This is a genomic window from Magnetospirillum sp. SS-4 (assembly GCF_902729425.1).
Lineage (GTDB): Bacteria > Pseudomonadota > Alphaproteobacteria > Rhodospirillales > Magnetospirillaceae > Phaeospirillum.
The window spans coordinates 20,046-41,745 of record NZ_CACVCH010000052.1 but is presented as its reverse complement, the minus strand read 5'-3'; the positions used below and the strand labels follow the sequence as shown (position 1 = coordinate 41,745).

Below are 21,700 nucleotides of genomic sequence, written 5' to 3'. Positions count from 1 at the left end.
TCATGTTTACGCTCTCTGCTGGGTAGTTGTTGCGAGCCATTCTCTGCAACGGTTTTGTCGAGTTTTGAAGCGGAAACGTGCAACCTGAGTCAGGTTCCCTGAATTTGAGGGGCGTCGAATTATCCAATTTGCAGCATCAGTCGTCGTGGATACGCCTAAATCTTCGTTTGTCGAGAAGAACAGTTAAAGCAATCGTCATTTCCCTGTCTGCACATCCTCCCACAAGTCTAACGTGTGCGGGAAGGCCGTCCCATTGATAAATACTGCGTACCACCCAAATATTTTGCATCTGACCATATCCTTCAAAGCAGTCACCGATGAAAACACTGCTTTCACATTTATCGGAGTTTTGGCTAGGAATTCGGGTTGCTTTCATCATCGTTCGCTCAGGCCGTTGCTTAGACCGCCAATAAATGGATCAAGCACGTATTTCAGGACCGAGCGCCGGCCTGTCAGGATTGAAGTTTCAACCTCGACACCGGGGCGTAAAGGGTATCGAACTGCATCATCGACGAAGGCGTCGGCGGCTGGCGCGATTCGCACAAGGTAGAATGGTTCTTGGTCTTGTTCAGCGATGCTGTCAGGGCTGATTTGGATGACTTTACCATCCAGGGGCCTGAAGCCACGGCCTGACGAGGAAACAAGTTGCAGCCGCGCCCTTTGCCCAGGGCGCAAAAAGCCAACCTCGCCGACGGGCAGACGTGCCTCGACCATCAGCCGGTCGCCTCCGGGAACCATGCTTAACACGGTGCCTCCCGGCGCCACGACGCCCCCTTCGGTCACCACATAAAGGGTCATCACAGCACCGTTGATGGGGGCTCTGATGGTCGTGCGTGCGCGGCTGTCGGCAAACTTTCGGACACGTTCACTGAACTCAGTCAATTCGCGGCTCGTCTCGCCCAGCTCTTTTCGCAATTGTTCATTTTCGCCAAAGCGCAGCGATTGCAGCGCGACTCGTTCCTGATCCAGGGCCGCTTCAAGCCTGTTGATAGACGCTCGGGACTCGGCGATCCCGCCGCGCAGGCTTTGTTCTTCCTTGCGTAATTCCAGGTGTTCGTATTCGTTCATTAAGCCCTGGGAGAGTAGCTTCTGGTTAATGGCAAGCTGCTCTGACAAAATTTTATGCCGTCCCATCGAGTGTCCAAGACGGGTACGAATTTCCGCCAACTCGGCTTCACGTTGTTTGATCTTCAGTTCCTGTTCCGAGACGGCGCTGGTCAATCGGTCCTGCTGGGCTAGGAATAAGGCCCGGGCGCTTTTGACTTGCTCAGGATAGGCATCTTTCAGGTCCAGGGGGAATTTCAGCTCCTTGGCACCATCCAGTTGCGCCTGCAGCCGAATGGTATTGATTTTCAGCGTGCCGATTCGGGCTTCGATCTCTTGCAGATCGGCTTCGGACGCGGTGCTTTCCAATTCCACAAGGGGTTGGCCAATGCTGACGATGTCGCCTTCCTTGACATGGATCTGCCGGACGATGCCGCCCTCGAGGTGCTGAATGCGCTTGATCTGTCCTGCGGGAACGACCTTGCCCGGGGCGTTGGCGGCGATATCCAGATCGAACAGGGCGGCCCATGCGATGAAAAGAAGCATGGTCAGCGCCGCCAGCCTGACAAGGCGGCGTTCTCCTTGCACCTGTGCTAATTCCGGACTATCCGCAGCCGTCAGGTAAGCGATGGCGGCCCGGACGCGCGGATGATCGGCCCACGCCTCGATGAGGTCCTTGATGGCTTGTAATCGTTCATGCATTGGCGGAGGTCATTTCGCTCGCGGCCCCCGTAGGGGCAGTGACCAGCCGAGGCGTCGGCTTTTGGTTAAGGTCCAAAACCATTTCGGCGGCCCGGATGATGAACTCATCCTTGGTCATGACGATGACCGTGCATCCGCGACGGACCATTTCGTTCAACTGGCGTGCGATGGCCTGGCAGCCTTGCGCATCCACGCCCTCGGTCGGTTCGTCGAGGATAGCGACCTTGCCGCCGCCGACAAGACCGCGCACCAGGGCGAAGCGGCGCCGGATACCAAGTGGCAACATGGCGCCATTACCCCGGATCGCCATATCCAACCCGTCGGGCGAGGAATCCAGGTAGTCGCCGAGATCCAGGGCGTTGCAGAGCTCGAGTAACGCGGAATCTTCCATGCCCGGGGCTAGCACGGTCAAATTTTCACGTAGTGTGCCGTCAAAGAAGACGGGTTCTTGAGGCAGATAAATAAGCTGCTGACGCCACCATTCGGGCACCAGATGACGAAGGTCCATGCCATCTATCTTCAGATGCCCGCGGTCAGGCTCCAGAAGGCCGACAAGAAGTTTGGCGAAGGTTGTCTTGCCGGTGCCGTTGCTGCCCACCACAGCCATCACCCCCCCAGGTCTCAGCATGAAATCCAGCCCCTCGAAAAGGGGCAGGGGGTGGCCGGGGAAGCGGAAGGACAGATCTACAGACTGCACTTCGCCCTTCAATGTTCTGGGCACGCTGCCTTGTTGCTTTTCAGTGGGCAATTTGGCCATGGCCTCTAGTTGGGCAATGGCGTGACGGGCCTTTTCCAGAGGTTCGGCAAGCTGCGCGACTCGTCCGATGCTGGCCAGGGCGCGGGTGCCGAGGATCGACGCGCCGATCAAACTGCCCACGTTGAGGTCGCCCGCGATCACCTCGCGCGCGCCCACGGCGAACAGGCCGATGGTCAGGACGGTCGTGGCGGATTGGGTCAGTTGCTGGACGAGGTTCTGGTGGCGTTGGACAAGGCGGCGAAGGGCCGCCAGATCTTCCTGCCCGGCATCCCATTTCCGCTGCAATGCGGAATAACAGTTAAAGGCCCTAATGGTTTCCGTGCCGGAGGAAAGGAACTGCGCTAGGCCGTTCGTTCGCACCGAATGCTTCACCAATTCTCCCGCAGGTTCGGTCATGCTGCGCTGGATGGCGAAGATGAAGGCGGTCAGAGCCAGGGCCACCGCCAGCGCCAGAAGTCCGAGGGTCGGGCTGAGAAGGGACAAAACGGCAATGAACAATAGCGCAAAAGGTCCATCAAGTATGGCGGCGAGGTTGCCGCCATTGATGCCTTGCTGAATTGTCGCCAGTCCAGCCAGCGCCTCACGCCGCTGCCCCAGGGGAATTTGTTCGAACAATTGGAAGCGGGCCGTTCCGAAGGCGGAGTAGGCGAGCCCGGAATATTCTCGCTCGATGCCGCCACAGAAGAGTTGTGCAATGCGTAGACGAGCCTGACGCAACCAGAATTCCATGATCACGGCGATTGCCGCTCCGAGGGTCAGTGTCACCAATGTGGCATCCACGCCCTGGGCAAGATAGCGATTCATCACATGGATGGAATACACCGACGAAACCAATGCCAGCACATTGACAAGAATGGAGGCGAGCAAAAGCTCGCCTCCACTCCTCTGACTTGCCCACATTCGGGCGATCAGCAGCTTCACTGAAATCTCCTACAGCGAGGCATGAGGCTGAATGATTTCGTCCGTGTTGGCGGTCGCTGATCCGAAATCATTAAGGACAGCGATTTCCACCATGCCCGATCCATCGCTGCCGGCATTGGTGTCGGCATCGTAGAAAAGACGGGCCTGGCTGCCGCCGTCATTGATAAGGAAGAATGCCGCGCCGGTATGGCTGCCAGTGGTCATGGCTGCTTCCAGATTATCCAATTCACCGCTGGCGCCCGTTCCAAAACGGAAGGTGCCCGAGGCGAAATCAAGACGATAGAAATCGGAATCCGCATGGGCGGTGATGGCGGACAGGGCGTCGGCCAATGTTCCGGAAGATGCCAGCGAGGCAACATCGATAGGATTGCCGCCCGCGCCGATATTGCCGAAAGCCGAGGCCACATAGGTAATCCGGTCGGTACCGCTGACGAAATCAAGAATCGTGTCGCCGCCTTCGCTCGCCGATTCATAGTGGAACAAATCCGCCCCGGCGCCGCCGGTCAGCACATCGTACCCCTGACCGCCATACAGCAAATCGTCACCCGCCAGCCCATCAAGAACGTCGGGCGAGCTGGTTCCCATCAAACGGTCGGCGTTCGCCGAAGCCGAATCGTCGGCGGCGATAACGGCATCCGCCGTGGCATCGACGATGACGATTCCGGCCCCGCCACTTATGGTCATGCGGAAATTCTCGGCCGCTTCCACGTCGGTGTCTCCCGCCACCTGCACCGCTACCTGCTTGGAGGTTTCGCCCGAAGCGAACGTCAAGGAACCGCTTGGCAGGACGCCGCCCACGAAATCCGTGGCATCGGCGGCCGACGCTCCCAATCCGGTCAGCGCCCAGTTGACGGTCTGAATGGCTGTCGCGTCGCCGGCGCGGGTAATATCGTAGACGAATTCCGTGACGGCACCGGTACCGCCTTCCGCCTGGTTCGCCTGATTGACGGTCACCGAGAAGCCGCTGTCATCGTCGACGATTGTTCCGTCGGCGGTTCCGGTCAGGATTGAGGCCCCCGTCGCCGAAATGGTGATGCGGAACGTTTCGTCAGCCTCGGCGACGGTGTCGGCGGCCACGTCCAGCGAAATCAGGGTGCTGGCGACGCCCGCCGCCAGGACCACGCTGCCGGTCATGGCGCTGCTGAAATCGGCTGCGTTGGCGGCGTTGGCGCCAATTCCGGTGACGGCGTAATTGATCGTCACCGCGCTATCGCTGGCACCGGTGCGGAACACCTTGAAGGTAAACGGAGTAGCCGAGGAGCTGCGCCCCTCTGCCTTGTTGGCGGCCACGGCGACAATGGACAGGCCGACATCGTCGGCGAGGATGGCGCCCTGGGCGCTGCCCGATACCGCGCTGATGGTGACATTGGTGCCGGGATTGACCAGCTCGACGTTAAACGTCTCGGTGTTTTCCGCCGTCGCGTCGCCAGCCACCTGGACTGTGACGGTCTTGGTGGATTCGCCCGCCGCGAAGGTTACGGATCCGGTGGGAAGGGTCCCGCCCACGAAATCGGTGCCGTCTGCTTGTGCTTCGCCCGCGCCGACCACCTGCCAGTCAACAGTGGCGGATCGGGTGGTGTCGCCGGTCCGGGTGACCTGGAAGGTCAAGGCGGTTGTCCCGCTATTGCCCTCGGCCACGCTGGAGGCCAGTGTGTTGATGGCGATTTCGCTGTCGTCGTTGCGGATGGTTCCCGACGCGGTGGCGTTGATCACCGTGGCGCTGGACGCATTGGACAGGGTGACTGTGAAGCCTTCGTTCTGGCCTGCTGTGGCGTCGCCCGCCACATTGACCGTGATGGTCTTGGTGCTCTCGCCATCCGCGAAGTTCAGGCTTCCAGAAGGCAGCACATTGCCAGCGAAATCGGTGGCATCGGCCCAGAAGTCGCCTGATCCGGTGACGGCCCAATCCACGCTGGATGCCCCCGAGGTCAGACCCGAGCGGGTGACCGTGAAGGTGAAGGGCGTGGTGCCGCTGTCGCCTTCGGCCTTGTCTGCCGACGTGGCGGCGATGGACAACGCCGTGTCATCGTTGGTGATGGTTGTTTGGGCGCGGTCAAGAATGATATCGGCCCCAACGGCGCCGCTCAGCACGACCGAGAATGTCTCATCCTTTTCACCGACAGTGTCACCAACAACGGTCACATTGATGGTCTTGGTGGATTCACCGGCGGCGAAGGTCACGGTCCCCGACGGCAGGTAGCCGCCGAAATCCAACACGTTGGCGGCGTCGGTGCCGCTGCCCTGGACCGCCCAGGCCACGGACGACACACCCGCCGTGCTGCCGGTTCGGGTCACTGTGAAGCTGAAGGTGGTGTCGCCGCTGCCTTCCGCCTTGCTGGCCTGATCGGCCGTGATGGACAGGGCGGGATCGTCGTTGCGGACGGTTCCATTGGCCGTTGCGCCGATGATGTTGGACCCGAAGCTGGCGTCGGACAGGGTGATGCGGAAGTTTTCGTCGAATTCGCCCACGGCGTCGCCACGGACGGCAACCGTGACCAGGGCGCTGCTTTGACCATCGGCGAACGCGACCGTGCCCGAGGAGGCGACGAATTCCGCCGATGAAACGGGATGGCTTCCAATTCCGGCGACGGCCCAGTTTACGCTGGCGGTGCCGTCCAGACTGCCGGTGCGGTCGATGCGGAATGTGAAGTTGGTGATTGCCGAGCTGGCACCTTCCTGCTTGTCGGCATCCACCGCCACCACGGCCAGCGAATCATCATCATTGAGAATGGTGCCGCCCACGTTGTTGGCGGCGATTTCGGCGTTACCCGAAGGCGACGCCAAACTGAGGGTCAGAGTCTCATTCGCCTCGTGGGCACCGTCATCGGCGACGATGACGGTGATCTGCTTGACCGTTTCTCCGGCGGCAAAGGTCACCGTTCCCGACGGCAAACCGCCATTGGTGCCCAAGATGTCTTGGCTGCCCGAGAAATCGGCGGCTGAAACCGGTGATGCTCCGGTGCCGGAAACGGCCCAGTTTACCGTGGTCACTCCATCGGTCCGGCCGGTCCGGGTGACGGTGTAGACCAGCTCGCGGACCGAGGCGTTTTCCATGATTGAGGTGGTGCTGCCGGTCAGGGTCAGATCAATGTCGTTGTCGGTGATCGTGCCCGTTGCTTCGGCCGTGGTGATCACGCTGCCCGCACCGGGATTATATAGCTCGACGGTGAAGTTTTCGGCGGATTCCACGGTGGTGTCGCCGTTGAGTGCCAAAGAGACCGTCTTGCTGCTCTCGCCGTCGGCGAAGGTTATCGTGCCCGAGGTGGCGGCAAAGTCCGAGGCGTCGGTGTCGCTGCCCGCCTTGATGCGCCATCCGGTGGTGGATGTCCCCGAAAGGCTGCCCGTGCGGGTGACGGTAAAGGTCAAGGCCGACGTCCCGGAATCGCCCTCTGTGGCCGACAGCGAACTGGCAGTGATGGCCAGGGTGTCGTCGTCATTGGCGATGGTCGCGTCCACCTGGGTGGTGCCAAGGGTGTGCACCCCCGTGCCGGTGGGATTGGCGATGGAGACCCGGAAACCCTGGTCGGCTTCCAGCACATTGTCGCCCAAAACGGTGACCGTGAAATCCTTTGTGGCTTCGCCATCGGCGAAGGTTACCGTGCCCGAGGGGAACGTTCCTCCGAAATCCTCGACGGTTGCTGCGTCAGCACCTTGGCCGGCCAACGACCAATCCACGGTGCCCGCGTTCAATCCGCCATCACGGGTGACGCGGTAGGTGAAGGTCGTGCCAGTGGCGTCGCCTTCCATTTGGGTCGCCGAGGAGACCAGCGACAAGGACCAGTGGGTGTCGTCCGATCGGATGGTGCCAGACGCGCTGGCCGTGATGATGTCGGCACCTGCCGAAGCGTTGGACAACTGAACGGAGAAGGCCTCGGATGCCTCCACCGACACATCGCCCTGAACCGTGACGGTGATGATCTTTTCGGTCTCGCCCGATGCGAAGGAGACGGTGCCCGTCGTCGTGCCGGTGAAATCCGTGCCATCGGTGGTGCCGTTGACCACGGCCCAGTCCGCAGTCACCGCGCTGCTGGTGTTGCCCGAGCGGGTGACACGGAAGGTCAGGTCGGTGGTGGTGCCCGAACCTCCCTCGTACTTCACGGCATCAAGGGCACTGACACGCAGCGATGCTTCGTCGTCGGTGATGGTGGCATCGGCGGTGTTGTTGGTGAAAACCACGCCGCCAGGTCCGGTCAAGGTGAGGCGGAAACCCTCATTCGCCTCGCCCGCGGTGTCGCCCGCCACGGGCACCGAAATGGTCTTGGTTGTGTCGGATGCATTGAAGGTGATGGTGCCGGTCGTGGCGCCGAAATCGCCGGCGGAAGCGGGGTCCGCGCCTGTCCCGGCAACCGTCCAGGTCAGGGTTTGGCTTCCGCTCAAATCGCCGGAACGGGTGACGACGAAATCGAAATTCGTCGTGCCGCTGTCCCCCTCCAGCACAGCGCCGGGGGACGCCACGGCAAAGACGATGTCGTCGGTTCGGATGGTGCCGGTGGCCGTCGCTGTGCTGACGGTGATGCCGGAAGGCGGGTTGGACAAGGTCACCGTGAAGGCTTCGTCACCGTCGCCCGTCACGTCACCTTGAACATTCACGGTAACGGTGGCCGTTGCTGCTCCGGATGCGAAGGTGGCCACGCCGGACGGAAGCGCGCCGCCGCTGAAATCGGTGCCGTCCGCCTGGGCCGAGGTTACCGCCCAATTGACCGAAGCCGACGTGCCCAGGAAACCGGTGCGCGTTATGGTGAAGGTGAACGGAGTTTGGCCGGAATTGCCCTCGGCCTTGTCGGCATCCGTCGCCGCGATGGCGATCGTGGCGTCGTCATTGGTGATGGCGCCGGTGGTGCTTGCCGTAACAATTGTCGCGTTCACCGGGTTGGACAAGGTGACGGTGAAGCCTTCCTCGTTTTCCACCACGGAATCGCCGGCCACGGTCAAGGTAATGGTCTTTACCGCCTCGCCGTCGGCGAAATTGACAGTGCCCGAAGGCAGGGCGCCACCGCTGAAATCCGCACCTTCCACCGGGTCGGCACCGCTTCCGGTGACCGCCCAGTTCACACTGGCGGTTCCGGTGGTATTGCCGGTGCGGCGGACGGTAAAGGAATAGGTCGTATCGCCATGTCCCTCGGCCTGGGACGTCACCACCTGTTCAATGGCAACGGCGGCATCGTCGTTGCGGATCGTGCCGCCAGCCGTAGCGGTGGTGATGGTGTCCCCGGTGGTGCCCGCGCCGCCAGAGATGGTCACGTTATAGGCTTCGTCCCCCTCGGCCACGGCGTCATCGGTGGGGGTGACGGTGATGGTCTTGGTCAACTCGCCCGGCGCAAAGGTCACGGTTCCTGACGGCAAGGAGCCGCCGAAATCAGCTGCCACCGCACCGTCCGCCACGGCTTGAACCTGCCAGGATATGGTCTGGTTCTGCGCTGTCGAGCGGTCACGGGTGATGGTGAAAGTCTGGCCGCCCGCGCCTTCCAGCCCGTTGGCCGAGGTCGCGGCAATGCTGAAGCTTGCATCGCTGTTGGCGATGGTGGCGGTGCCGGTATTGTCCAGCACCTCGTCCACATTGGTGAAGCCGCTCAGCAAGACCGAAAACGTCTCGTCGTTCTCCAATTCATTGTCGCCGGCGACCGCGACGGTGATCGTCTTCGAGGATTCGTTGGCGCTGAAGGTCAGCGAACCGGAAGTGGCGCCGGTGAAATCCGCCGCGTCGGTGCTTTGGTGCGTCACCGCCCAATTCATGGTCGATGTGACGGTCAGATCGCCCGAACGGGTGACGGTGAACGTCACATTTTGCGACCCGCTGTCCCCTTCGGTGATCGTGCCGCCATCGGCGATGGCGATGCCGGTGTCGTCGGTGGTGATGGTGCTGTTCGCGGTGCCGCTTCCCACCAGACCCAGTGACGGGTTGGACAGTGCAACCTGGAAGGTCTCGCTGTTCTCGGCGGTGATGTCGCCGCGAACCAGGATGGTGACGGTTTTCGAGAATTCGTTGGTTCCAAAGCTGACCGTGCCGGACGGACGTCCCCCATTGTTGCCAAGGGCGTCCGAGGTGGCGAAGTCCGTCGCATCGGCCGGGTTTGCCCCGGTGCCGGTCACGCGCCATTCCACGGTCGACGCGCCGGTATAGCCGTTGGCCGCACGGGTGACGGTGTAGGTGTAGGTGGCGTATTGGCCCTGGTCGGTTTCTACCTGTGCGCCTTGGTTGGCCACGATGGCATAGGTGGTGTCATCATTGGCCAGGGTGCCGCTGATGGCCATTGTGTTGGACAGGTTGTCTGCGTTGCGACCGAAGCGGACGCTGGTGTCGGAATTGGTAAAGGTCAGGGTGAAGGATTCGTTGTTTTCGATGTCGGTATCCGAGGCGATCAAGGGCAGGGTCAGAACAGGGTTGGAACTGCCGCCCGGCACGGTCACGGTCCCAGTCATTGCCGCCCAATCGGCGTTGCTGGTGGTTCCGTTGGTCAGGGTATAGGAAAGCGTGATGTCGGTGTCGAGCCGGCCATAGCGCACCAGCGTCACCGAAAGGGACTTGGTCCCACTGTCGCCTTCGGTGATGGAAAGCGACGGAGTCGAGACGCCTTCCTGTCCCGAAAGCCACAAGCGGGTGTCGTCGTTCAAGATGGTGATGGACAGCGGGTTATCAGCGGCGTTGGACGTGTCAGGGTTGTTGTCGGTGTCGACGCCAGCCGATCCGTAATTCTCGCCATTATAAGCGGAACTCTCACCGGCATAGGTGGAAGACCACGGATATTCCGTGGTGTCGCGCGGTGACAGGATCGAGAACTGGAATTGGTCGTCGCTTTCCACATTCACGTCATTGACGAACGTGACGGTGACGGTCTTCGTTGTCTCGTTGGCACCGAACGTGACGGCGCCATAGTAATTCCCGTAGGTCAGGCTATGGTTGGATATGGAGGAGTCACCGGTCACGGAGGTCACATCTTCGCGGCGGCTGCTTTCACCGCTGTCGGAGGGATCCATGTTTTTGATTTCCCACCCCACTGTGATGGGATGGGCGATGGATCCGCCATTCGCAACCGAGCGGGTCAGGGTGAAGGTCACCGTGCTTGCCGAATCGGTTCCTTCATAGAAGGAGGTCTTGTCGGCAACGACCGTGATCAGGTTGCCGGGTTCATTGTCAAACACCCAGGCCGAGGCCGTCGAATCCAGGATGGTGGGCGTCTCAAGGTCATGCTGGGCTTCACCCTGGTTTACGTTTTGGGCATTGCTCAGGTTGATTTCGATATATTCCCGCCAGCTTTCCGGCAACGTGTCGGCCAAGATGGGAAGGGTAACGGTCTGTGAGGTCTGGCCGTTCGCGAAGGTCAAAGTGCCGCTGAGCGTCCTGCTGTTCGTATCGTAACTGGGCGTGCCGGTCGTGGACGCCACGCTAGCCAGATCCACGTCCGACGGGTCCAGCTTGTACCAGTCGGCGGGGGTGTCAATGGCCTCGTTCCCCGTCTCGCTGCCGGGGAAGACGATGCTCCAATCCACCGTGTCGGTGCCTCGGGTGTCGCCGTCCCGATTGATGGTGAAGACGACGTTCGCGGTGCCGGAAACGGGCTCGTCCACAGTCCCGTTGGACCCCACCGTGAACACCGTATCGTCGTTTACGATGTTGGCGCTGTTATACGATTCCGAGATGCTGCTTCCGCCGCTTGGGTTTTCGGCAAAGACGCGGAAATCTTCCCCTAACTCACCGATATTGTCGGTCGCGATGTTGAAGGTCACATAGGCGTTGGCTTCACCGTCGGCGAAGGTCACTGTGCCACTGGGATAGCCACCTTTGGTGCCAAGGCTGTCTTGCCCCGCAGCCCAGTCGTCTGCATTGGTCGATACTGGCGACACATACCAATCGAAGCTGGCGGTTCCCGATGTGCTGTAGAGACGGTCGAACCACCAGGTCACCGTGGTCGTGGCGCCGGAGCCGCCGTCGGCTGCGGTGTCGCCTTCGGTAATGGAGCTGAGAATTGATTGCGACCCGACACTGGCGACCGCGCCGCGGCTGCGGATGCCGGATTCGTCGCGCAGCAATTCGCCATAGACTTCACCGCCAGAATAATCCACAGACGTCGCGCCGCCAGATGCGGGGAACAAGCGGAACCACTCGTCATTTTCAACCGTATTATCGCCGGTGGTGGTCACGGTGACGGTCTTTGTCATCTCTCCGGCAACAAATGTCACGGTGGTGTAGTTACCGAACGTCAAGGAATCCGTGCCGCCGCCCTGGCGGCTGACGACTGCCGAGGAGAAGTCATTGGCGGCAGCGGGATCTTCCAAGCTGCCGCTTGGGTCGTAGGCTCCCCAGTACAGATTGAAGGTTGCTTCGCGGGTCGATCCTGTCCGGGTCAGGGTGTAGCTGTAGGTGTCCGACTCCGAGGCCTTCCCTTCGGCCTTGGAGATGGTACCACCGGTGATGGTGACACCGGTGTCATCCTCCAAAACGGTTCCGGTCGCGGACCCGGTGGCACCGATGCTGGTGCCCGCGCTCGTTCCGCTCAGACTGACGGCGAAGCTCTCGTTGGATTCGACGGAATTGTCGCCGTTGACGTTGACCGTTACGGTCTTCGAGGTCTCACCCGAGGCGAAAGTGATGGAACCCGCGCTAAGCGTGTATTCGCCGACACTCAGATCGCCCGACACGCCCACATTCACGGTGGAAATCTGGCTGGTGTTTCCCGATCGCGTGATGGTGTAGGCGTAGGCGACCGAGCCGCTGTCGCCTTCGGCATAGCTCAGGGAGGTGGACCCGGTAAAGTTCAGCTCGGCGTCGTCGTTCTGGATCGTGCCGTTGGCCGCAGATCCGCCGACCACGGTTCCGGTCGAGGAATTGGACAGGGCAACCTGGAACGTTTCGTTGTTTTCAAGAATGCTGTCCGCGGCGACTTGGATCGTGATGGTCTTGGTGGTCTCGCCCGAAGCGAAGGACACGGTGCCGCTGGGCAGTCCGCCATTGTCGCCGATGGTGTCGCCGGTGGCGAAGTCGGACGCTACCGGATCGTTGGAGCCTGTTCCGGTCAGCCGCCATTGCACCGAGCTGGATTGGGTCAAGAAGCCGCTGCGGGTGACCTCGAAGGTGAAGGGCACGGTACCGGTGTTGCCTTCGGCCTTGTCGGCCAACTGCGCGGTGACCGCCACTTGGGCGTCGTCGTTGGTGACGGTGGTGGTGGCGCTGGACGTTGCCAAGGTCGCGCCTGTCGAGGGCGAGGACAGGGAAACGGTCAGCACCTCGTCAGTCTCGACGGTGGTGTCGGCGGCAAGGTTGATGGTGATCGTTTGTGACGTCACGCCATCCGCGAAGGTCAGGGTGCCATTGGGGATCGCGTTGCCGACGAAATCGTTGGCCGACAGACCGCTTGCCGCCCAATTGACGGTCTTTGCCCCGTGGGCCGGCCCGGTGCGGGTCACGGTGAAGGTCAGGGCGTTCGTGCCGGAATGCCCCTCGGCCACCGACGCGGTGTCGGCGGCGATGGAGAAGCTGTCGTCATCGCCGATAATGGTGGTGCTGGCGGTGGCGTTGGTGATGGTGCCGATGCTGGCGCCGCTGATGGTCACCGACAGCGTTTCGTCGTTTTCCACCGTCGTGTCACCGGTCACACCAACCGAGATTGTCGCCGAACTTTGATTGGCGGCGAAGTTCAGCGTGCCGCTGGGGACGCTGCCCCCGAAATCGGCCGCGTCGATGCCGTTCCCCGCCTGTGCCGCCCAGGTCACCGTGGCCGCCTGGCTGAGATCGCCGCTGCGGGTTACCGTGAAGACCGCGTTCGACGAGCCCGAGTGTCCTTCGGTGTGGTTGGCCGAATTGGCGCTGATGGCGAAGGACGAGTCGTCGTTGGTGACGGTGGCCGACGCGGTTGCTCCGGTCACCACGCCCTTGGACGGTGAAGACAGCGTCAAGGTGAAAATCTCGTCGGTTTCCACCACGGTGTCGCCGACCACATCGACCGTCACGGTCTTGCTGGTCTCGCCCACACCAAAGGAAATCGTCCCGGACGGCAGAACGCCGCCCGACAGATCGGCCCCGGAGCCGCCATTGGGCGAAGTCAGCGCATAGGCGACCGTGCTGGCTTCGCTGGTGTCGCCGCTGCGTGTGACCGTGAAGGTCATGGTGGTGGCGCCGGAATTGCCTTCCGCCCAACTGGCTTGGTTGGCCGCAACCGAATAGGTCACGTCCTCGGTGCGAATGGTCCCGGAAGCCTCGGCGGTGATGATGGTCTGAGGTGTATTGTCGGCCAACTTGGCGTTGGACAATTGGACCCGGAACCCCTCGTCGGTCTCGACCACCGTATCGCCCGATACCTGGATGGTCAGCGTCGCCTGTGACTGGTTCGCCGCAAAGGACACGGTCCCGCTGGGGAACCCGGACGGGAAGTCACTTCCGTCGGCGCTGTCCCCCGAAGCGGCTGCCAGTACGGCATAATCCACGGTGGCGGCACTGGAGATGCTGCCCGCCCGGGTCACCGTAAAGGTGAAGCTGGTCGTGCCGCTGTTGCCTTCGGCCTTGACGGCATCAAGGGCGGCAATGGAGAAACCGACATCGTCGTTGGTGATGGTCGCGGTGACGGTCCCGGTTACCACTTCCACGTTGCCGCCGGGATCGCTCAGGGTGATCTGGACCGTTTCGTCCGCCTCGACCGCTCCGTCGCCCTTGACCACGAGTGTGATGTCCTTGGTGGTCTCACCCGCGGCAAAGGTGACCGTGCCGCTGGGAAGGCCGCCATTGTCGCCCAATGCGTCCTGACCGGTCTGGAAATCGTTGGCGTTGGCCGTGCCTCCGGTCATACGCCATTGAGCGGTGGTCGCTCCATCAGTGCGACCGGCGCGGGTGACTGTGACGACGATTTGGGCCGTTGTCGAATCCGCGCCTTCGGCCAAGCTTCCCACGCTGGCGGGAAGCGCGAGCGATGTGTCGTCGTTGATCACGGTCGTCGAGGCCGATGCCGTGGTGATGGCCGTCCCGGCGCTGGGCGACGACAATGTGACGGTGATGCCTTCATCCGCCTCCACTGCATCATCGCCTGACAGTGACAGCGAAATGGTCTGGGTGGTCACGCCGGGATTGAAGGTGACGGTGCCGCTGGGCAGCGTGCCGCCGAAATCCGCGGCGTTCACATCACCCGACAGGCTCCAGTTGGCCGTGGACGTTCCGGCGGTGTTGCCACTGCGGGTGACGGTGAACTGGATGGTGGTGCCGGAACCGTTTGCCCCTTCGTTTACCGTAGCGGCGACAGCAGAAATCGCTAGGCCGGAATCATCGCTGACGATTGTGCCATTGGCCGTGGCGGTCTGGATGTGGGCGTTGCTGCTGGCATTGGCCAGTGTCACCGTGAACGCTTCGTTGGCCTCGATATCGGTGTCGCCCTGGGCCTGGAGTTGGATGGTCTTGCTGGTTTCACCCGCCCCGAACGAAACCGTTCCCGAGGTCACGGCGAAGTCTGAGGCGTCCACCGCTCCGCCGATACTCCAATCCACCGTGGTGGCACCCGTCACGATGCCCGAGCGGGTGACAGTGAAGACATGGGTCTTCGAGCCTGAATCCCCTTCTGTCAGATTGGTCGTGGTCGCGGCTATGGCCAGGCCGGTGTCGTCGTTGCGGATCACCCCGTTGGCCGAGGCCGTGCCCAGCGTGGTGCCGGCACTGGCCCCCGACAGGGTGATGGTGAACGCTTCGTCGGCTTCGTTGGAATAGTCGCCGGCCACATTCACCGTGATGGTGCGCGACGTGACGCCGGGATCGAAGGTGACCGTTCCGCTGGTGGCCTGGAAATCCCCAGCACTGGCCGGATTGGCGCCTTGCCCCGCTACCGCCCAATTGGCGGTGGAGGTGGTCGAGGTGTCGCCCGTGCGGGTCACGGTGAAGGTCAGGGCCGCGCCGCCGCCGGTTCCACCCTCGGCCGCATCGGCACTGGAAGCGGCGATGGACAATTGGTCGTCATCGTTGGTGATGGTGACCGTGGCGCTGGAGGCGGTGGAACTGACCAGAGAACCGGCGCTGGGTGAAGACAAGGACAGGGTGAATTGTTCGGCGGCCTCGATGACGCTGTCGGTGGCGATGTTGATCGTCACCAATTTCTCGGTCTCGTTGGCCTGGAACGTGACGGTGCCGCTGGGCAGACTCCCCCCTTGGAAGTCCGCTGCGGAGGCTGCGTTAGCCCCGCTTCCCGTAACGGAATAGTTCACGGAATCCACGCCCGACGTATCGCCGCTGCGGGTGATGCGGAACGTGGTTTGGGTGACACCCGACTGACCTTCGGCAATGCTGGATGCATCGGCCGCCACGGAGAACAGCGCGTCGTCATTGAGGATGGTGCCGACCGCGTCATTTACGATGACCTGGGATCCGACGCTGGCGTTGGACAGGCGAATCACGAAGCCTTCATTCGCTTCAACCACCGCGTCGGTGGTGATGGGAAGAGTGACAAGAAGGCTTTGTTCGCCCGCTGCGAAGCTGAGGGTTCCCGAAGGCAGTACACCGGCAACGAAATCCGCCGTATCCACCCCGTCGGCGCCGGTTGCCACCACCGCCCAGTCCACCGTCGAGGCATTTTGGATGACGCCCGACCGAGTGACCGTGAAGGTCAGAACGGGATTGCCGCTGTCGCCCTCGGCCTTTACCAGATCGGTGGCCGTAACCGTCAGGCCGATCTCGTCATTGACCAACAGACCGCTGGCGGAACTGGTGACGATCGCAACACCCTGCTGCGCCGTCGAAACGACCACGGCATAGCTTTCGCTTTGCTCGTAGGTCAGGTCTCCGCTTGGGGTAAAAGATATGGTCTTCGAGGTTTCACCAACGGCAAAGCTTACCGTGCCGCTGGGCAGCGTGCCGCCGAAATCGGCAGCATTCACGGGATTGTCGCCGGTACCCTGGACCGCCCACGATACTTGAACGCTTTGTGCCAGATTGCCGCCACGGGTGATGACGAAGCTGTGGGCATTTCCGGTGGCCGCCGTAGCGCCCTCGACCTTGACCGCATCAAGGGCATGGATGGCGATGGTGGAATCGTCTTGCTGGATGGTGCCGATGGCGGTCGAGGCCAGGATCGTCGAATTACTCGACGGGCTGAGCAACGAAATCCGAAAGCCTTCCTGGCCCTCGATCTGACTGTCACCCGACACCGACACGGTCACCGTCGCGGTCGTCTCGCCGGCGGCAAAGGTGACCGTGCCACTGGGCAGAGAACCTCCGAAATCAGCGGAATTGGCCGGGGCCTCGCCATGCCCTTGCACCGCATAATTCACGGTCTGGCTGGCGGAAGTGTCTCCCGAGCGGGTGACAAGGAAGGTGTACGCCGTGGCGCCCCCGTTACCTTCGTTCTTGTCAGCGGAAATGGTCGAAATCGCAAAGGTCGAATCGTCGTTGCGAATCACTGCGGCGGCTTCACCTTGCAGGATGCGGGTGCCGGCCGGGGGATTGGCCAGAACCAAGGCGAAGGATTCGTCGCTTCCCTTTGCATTGTCGCCCACCACATTGACGGTGATGGTCTTCGAGCTCTCGCCAGCCTGAAAAGACACTGTTCCGCTGGGCAGGCCTCCATTGCTGCCCAAGCCGTCCTGCCCAGCGGCAAAATCGGAGGCATCCGCGAAGTTGGTTCCGACCTGGATCAGCCGGTAATTGATGCTGGCCGGAGCATCCACGCCAACCGATCGTGTGACGGTGAACGTAAAGGGAGTCGTCTGTCCGTTCGCGCCTTCGGCCTTGTCGGCGGAAGCGGCGGCGATGGAATATCCGCCCGTGTCATCATCGGCAAACGCCATTTGGGCGCGCCACTGGGTCCCATCCAGGGTCAGGTTGCCGTCGGGCGAATGCAGCTCGAAGACGACAGTGCTGTCGGCTTCCACCACATTGTCGCCCGGCACCGAAACGGTGACCGTCTTACTGGTTTCCCCATTGGCGAACTGGACCGTTCCAGATGGCAAGGTTCCGCCGAAATCGGCTGCGTCCAGGCCGGTTACGCGCCAGCCAACACTGGAGGCTCCGGAGCCCTCGGTGCGGTTGACCACGAAGCTTAGCACGGTGGATTGGCCCGCGGCGCCTTCGCGGGCCGAGGTGGCCGCCGCGGTTACCCAGGCAATGCCGTCATCATTGCTTACAGTGGCGTCGGCCCTGATGCCCGTCGGATTGAGAATCATTTTACCCGAAGGGGTGCCGAGAGAGAGGGTGATGACCTCGTCTTTCTCGATGGCGCGGTCCGCCGCAAGGTTCAGCGTGACGGTCTTGGAGATTTCGCCAGTGCCGAACGACGCGACGCCCTGGGGGATCGTTCCGCCAGCGAAGTCGTCCGCGGACAGGCCCGACACACTCCACGACACGCTTCCTGCGGAATAAGCGTTGCTGCGCTCAATCTGGAACGTCACCTGTCGGGGCGATCCGATTCCGCCTTCCAACACAGTTTGGCCGGGACGAACACTGACCTGGGCATCGGGATACACCGTATTGACCACGGGATTTTTCGCGACCGGATCGCCCACGTTCCCCAAAGGCTCATTTCCAGTCGGGTTGAACTTGCTGACCGATGGTTCGACGATGACTTGGCCGCCGCCCACCTGATTCAGATTCTGTCCGGTCGCTTCCGTGGCTCCCCTGACGATTTGGGCCGCATCCTTGGCCGCATTGGCAAGAATAGGGTCGGCCGCTGGAGCAAACAACGAGCCGCCCACGCCCAGTTTCTGGGTGACGAATTGCCCCACCAAGGCAGTGTTGGACAGGCCAGAATCGATACCCAATGATTGGGAGGTCTGGCGTGACCCAAGGGAAATTTGATTGTTGCCGAAGGTCGCGGGGCTCGTCACCCCGCCAAAACCCGCGCCGTCGCCAGTTGACGGAAGCTGCGTGCTGTTTGTCTGTCGCGCAGCCTCATTGCCGCGATCGGCGCCACCGCCGGTCAATTGCGGTGAGGCCTGGGGCGTCGGCTGGGTTTGGGGTGATTGCTGGGTTGGAGTGAAATCGCTCTGAGCGGCGCGAACGTCGCCTTGGGCGTCTTGCCCAATGCCCTGGGACAGGGCAGCCGACAGCGCTTCACGCGCCTTGATCGCGGTCAGTTCAGCCTCGGCATTCGTGGCACCGGTGCGCAAGGCTTCCTGACGGGCCGCGTCAGCGGCCTCGTTCAAAGCCGAATTGACGTCGGCGCCGGTCCCGCGGAGGGCCGTGAACGTTTCCTGAGCCACCTTCAATCCGGCCTGCGCAGCGTCGCTATTGGCGTCGGCGCTTTCGCCGGTGGCGGGTTCCTCTTGGCCTTGGGTCGGCTCGGCGGGGGTTTCCCCGTCTGCCGGGGAATTTTGTTCCCCGTTCCCTGCGTCATCGGTTGCTCCCTGCACGGCGGGAGCATTGGGGCCGCCATTTTCCGCCGCCTGGGCGAGCTGAGTGCCATCCACACCATTGTCAACGGCATTGCCGAATTCAGTTGCGTTGCCGCTCATTTCCAGATTCTCAGTCATTTGATTTTCCCCATCCCAGATGACGGATCGACGCGCGGACGACCGTTCAGGGTCTATCTTTCAGAAACGAATTGGCCCGGCAGAGGGCTGCTGCGCGCGGGCAATGCGTGCAACTTCGCTTCATCTTCGCGGATAGAGGAAACCTCTAGCTGACCGATGGCCTGCAAAAGGGTGTAAGAGGCGATGGATAGGTCATAGGTTGTTGAAATGTAGTCGCTTTGAGCGTTGATGAGATTGGTTTCCGCCGTCAGGACATCGAGCAGGGTACGGCGACCAACCTGTCGCTCCTGGCGCGCAATCTCCAGGAATTGAGTGGCGATATTCATCTGGTTGGAGAGGTTGGCCATGTTTTCCTTGGCCGTAAGCAGGTTGCGCCACGCGATATCGACCTGCTCCAAGACCAGATCGCGGGTGTCGTCCTCGCGGCGTCGGCTGGCCAGCAGTTCATTGGTGACGGCTTCGACGGCCGCCACGCCGCCAAGGCCCACATTCAATGGCAAGCTGACCTGAACCATTGCCTTGCGGTCATCGACCATGCCGCGAGTGCCGTCCGAATTGAAGTCGCGACTGGCTTCGCCGACAAGCTCGATTCGGGGGGCAAATTCAGAGGCGGTCGTGCTCCATTTGCGTTCCTTGATCGCGTCCGAACGCAGTTGCCCCAGGGCAATCTGAAGATTGTTCTTCAGCGCAAGCTCGTGGGCCAGCTCCCTTGAGGTGGGCAAAAGTTCCTCGGGAAATGCCACCGCATCCTTGTAGGAAAGGCGGCTGGCCTGAACGCCAAACACGGCCCTGACACGGGCCTGGGCAACTTCCAGAGCGCCCTCTGCGCGCACCCTGCGTGCACTGGCGCCGGCCAGTTGGGCCTTTGCCTGAAGCACATTCGAAGCATAGCCCTTGCCGCTTTCCACCAGGGCGTTTTCCAATTGGGTCTGTTCGCGAATATTGGCTTCGGAATCCCGGGCGAAGCGAAGGACCTGCTGAGCGCGCTGGACGCTGATGAATGCGGTCACCGCCTCAAGCAACAAGCCCTGTCCAACTGCTTCGAACGCGACTTGGTTTTGCGCAGCGACCGCGTCAGCTTCGGCAACCGACGACGAAGATTTGCCGAAATCGTAGATCAACTGGGTGAGCTGCGCGGACGAGGTCCGCGCATCATAAAAGCGGGTCGCCGCGTCGGGCTTTTGATAATTCTGATAGCCTTGGGCGAAGCTGAGGTCCAGTTGCGGCGTCCAAGCCTTGCGCCAGGTTTCCGAGGCGCGACCGTTGGCCGCATCCCAGTCGGCTTTCGCAGCCGCCAAACGCGGGCTGGAATCCATCAGATCCTTCAGGACGGCCTGCAACGGGTCGGCCTGGGCCGGTGAAGTCATCGCCAAAATGCCCGCAAGCAGCGTCACAGGGGCAGCCGCACGGCGCCATCCAAAATGATGGCGGATAGGTCCGGCGGCTTTGCGGCCTGGCACAAACAGGACGCTCAAGTAAGTCATTTCCTTGCCCCCTCTGGCAGATCACCCAATAAGGTTTTCGCCAGTTTAGCGGAGCAATGAAGGCGCTTTTAGAAGGGGGGGGTATGAGTGATTGACAAAGAGATATGATCTTTTGCGCAAGCCTGTGCGCAAGTGGCGTGCATTAATCCCTGCCGATATCCACCCTTTCGGTAAGTATGCTTTTGGTTGAATTTGTCGCTTTGTTGTCTGGGCGGCAATGCGGAATCTCCCTCAATCACTCCTTACTTCGCCAACGGCCTGGCGAAATTCCGAATCTACGGCGAAAAGCATATACAAAATTATTTGGATGTGAGTATCCAAGCATGTAAGCAACTTGCTTTACCGACAGCTCGCCACGCTCAAGCATTGATTTTGCCAAGTCCAGGCGCCACGCCACCAAGCACGAAAAAACGGTCATTCCAAATATGTCTTTGAAAATCATATTTAGGCGCCTGTGCGATATGCCAAGCTGTGTTGCGATGTTCTCAATTGGGGGCGGGTTGATCAAATCTGCCATCAAAATATCACGTGCGAGCTGTGCCTTCCGCTCATCTGCGGAAATCGTTCGCCTTACTTCGGTTGGAACGCTCTCATCCAAATCATTTAGCGCCAATGCCATAGACTCAATGATTTTTCCCCTTCGATATAATTCACCAAAGGGGCCGGAGAAGGGCGCGCACTGGATATGTTTCATGGTTTCATGTAGCGCCATCGACATTCTCGGAGTTGCGCTAAAGAAGTCTGTGTGCCCGTTGAAAATGCGATCCATTCGTGGGCCGAAACTCAGGTCACCCGCAATTTTGCGCAGTTCGCTGCATGAAACCTGCACAATAAAGGCCTTATTAAGCTCGTTGTGGCGGTTAAAAATAGCGTGATCTGCTGATGGATCAATAATGTAAAATCCGTAATTATCCTTTGTTTCAGTAAGGTTATCGGAAAGAATGGTTTTAACGTGACCGCTTTCAATCATTCTAAGCATTATGCTTGGTTCGTTAGAGAACGCTGAAACCGGATTGATATCTGCGCAGAAGGCGGTTGGCTGATAAAGTTCGCCCTGATACGAAAATGCACAGATGCCGGACCCGGCGGAAACAGGCGTAATGGCTTCCCACCCAACATCTTTTGGCAACTGCGCAGGCCAGCCTGGAGCCAGGTCATGGCTTGACATGCCATTTTCAAGCTTCCAGCTTACAATCCAAGGAAACTCGGACATTTTATTCAGGCTGCTCCCCTAAACTTGACGCTTTGCTCGCACCTATCTAGGAGCCAAAGATTATACGGCTTGTATGCCAAGTGTCCATTTATCCCAGCAGCCGCCTCAATTCCGTCTCAAGATCAGGCTCGTCGCCGAGGTCGTTCC

The 21,700-nt window shown here is 60.9% G+C and carries 5 protein-coding genes; all 5 read right to left on the bottom strand.

Annotation, left to right across the window (positions count from 1 at the left end):
* Positions 1-375: 375 nt before the first annotated feature.
* The 5 genes from MTBSS4_RS08620 to MTBSS4_RS08600 all read right to left on the bottom strand — a co-directional run bounded on the left by MTBSS4_RS08620 (position 376) and on the right by MTBSS4_RS08600 (position 21,553).
* Positions 376-1,746, bottom strand: coding sequence for an HlyD family type I secretion periplasmic adaptor subunit (locus MTBSS4_RS08620; protein ID WP_173982993.1), 1,371 nt, complete (start codon positions 1,744-1,746; stop codon positions 376-378).
* Positions 1,739-3,424, bottom strand: a complete 1,686-nt coding sequence (locus MTBSS4_RS08615; RefSeq protein ID WP_173982992.1) for an ATP-binding cassette domain-containing protein — start codon at positions 3,422-3,424, stop codon at positions 1,739-1,741. The genes MTBSS4_RS08620 and MTBSS4_RS08615 overlap by 8 nt, the downstream gene beginning before the upstream one ends.
* A 9-nt stretch (positions 3,425-3,433) precedes the next feature.
* Entirely contained in the window at positions 3,434-18,856 is a 15,423-nt protein-coding gene (locus tag MTBSS4_RS08610) for a Calx-beta domain-containing protein (RefSeq protein WP_173982991.1), read from the bottom strand.
* A 53-nt stretch (positions 18,857-18,909) separates the two neighbouring features.
* Positions 18,910-20,331, bottom strand: coding sequence for a TolC family protein (locus tag MTBSS4_RS08605; protein ID WP_173982990.1), 1,422 nt, complete (start codon positions 20,329-20,331; stop codon positions 18,910-18,912).
* Positions 20,332-20,575: 244 nt separating this feature from the next.
* Positions 20,576-21,553: an AraC family transcriptional regulator gene (locus tag MTBSS4_RS08600; RefSeq protein WP_173982989.1), complete on the bottom strand. Its 978-nt coding sequence runs from the start codon at positions 21,551-21,553 to the stop codon at positions 20,576-20,578.
* Positions 21,554-21,700 lie beyond the last annotated feature (147 nt).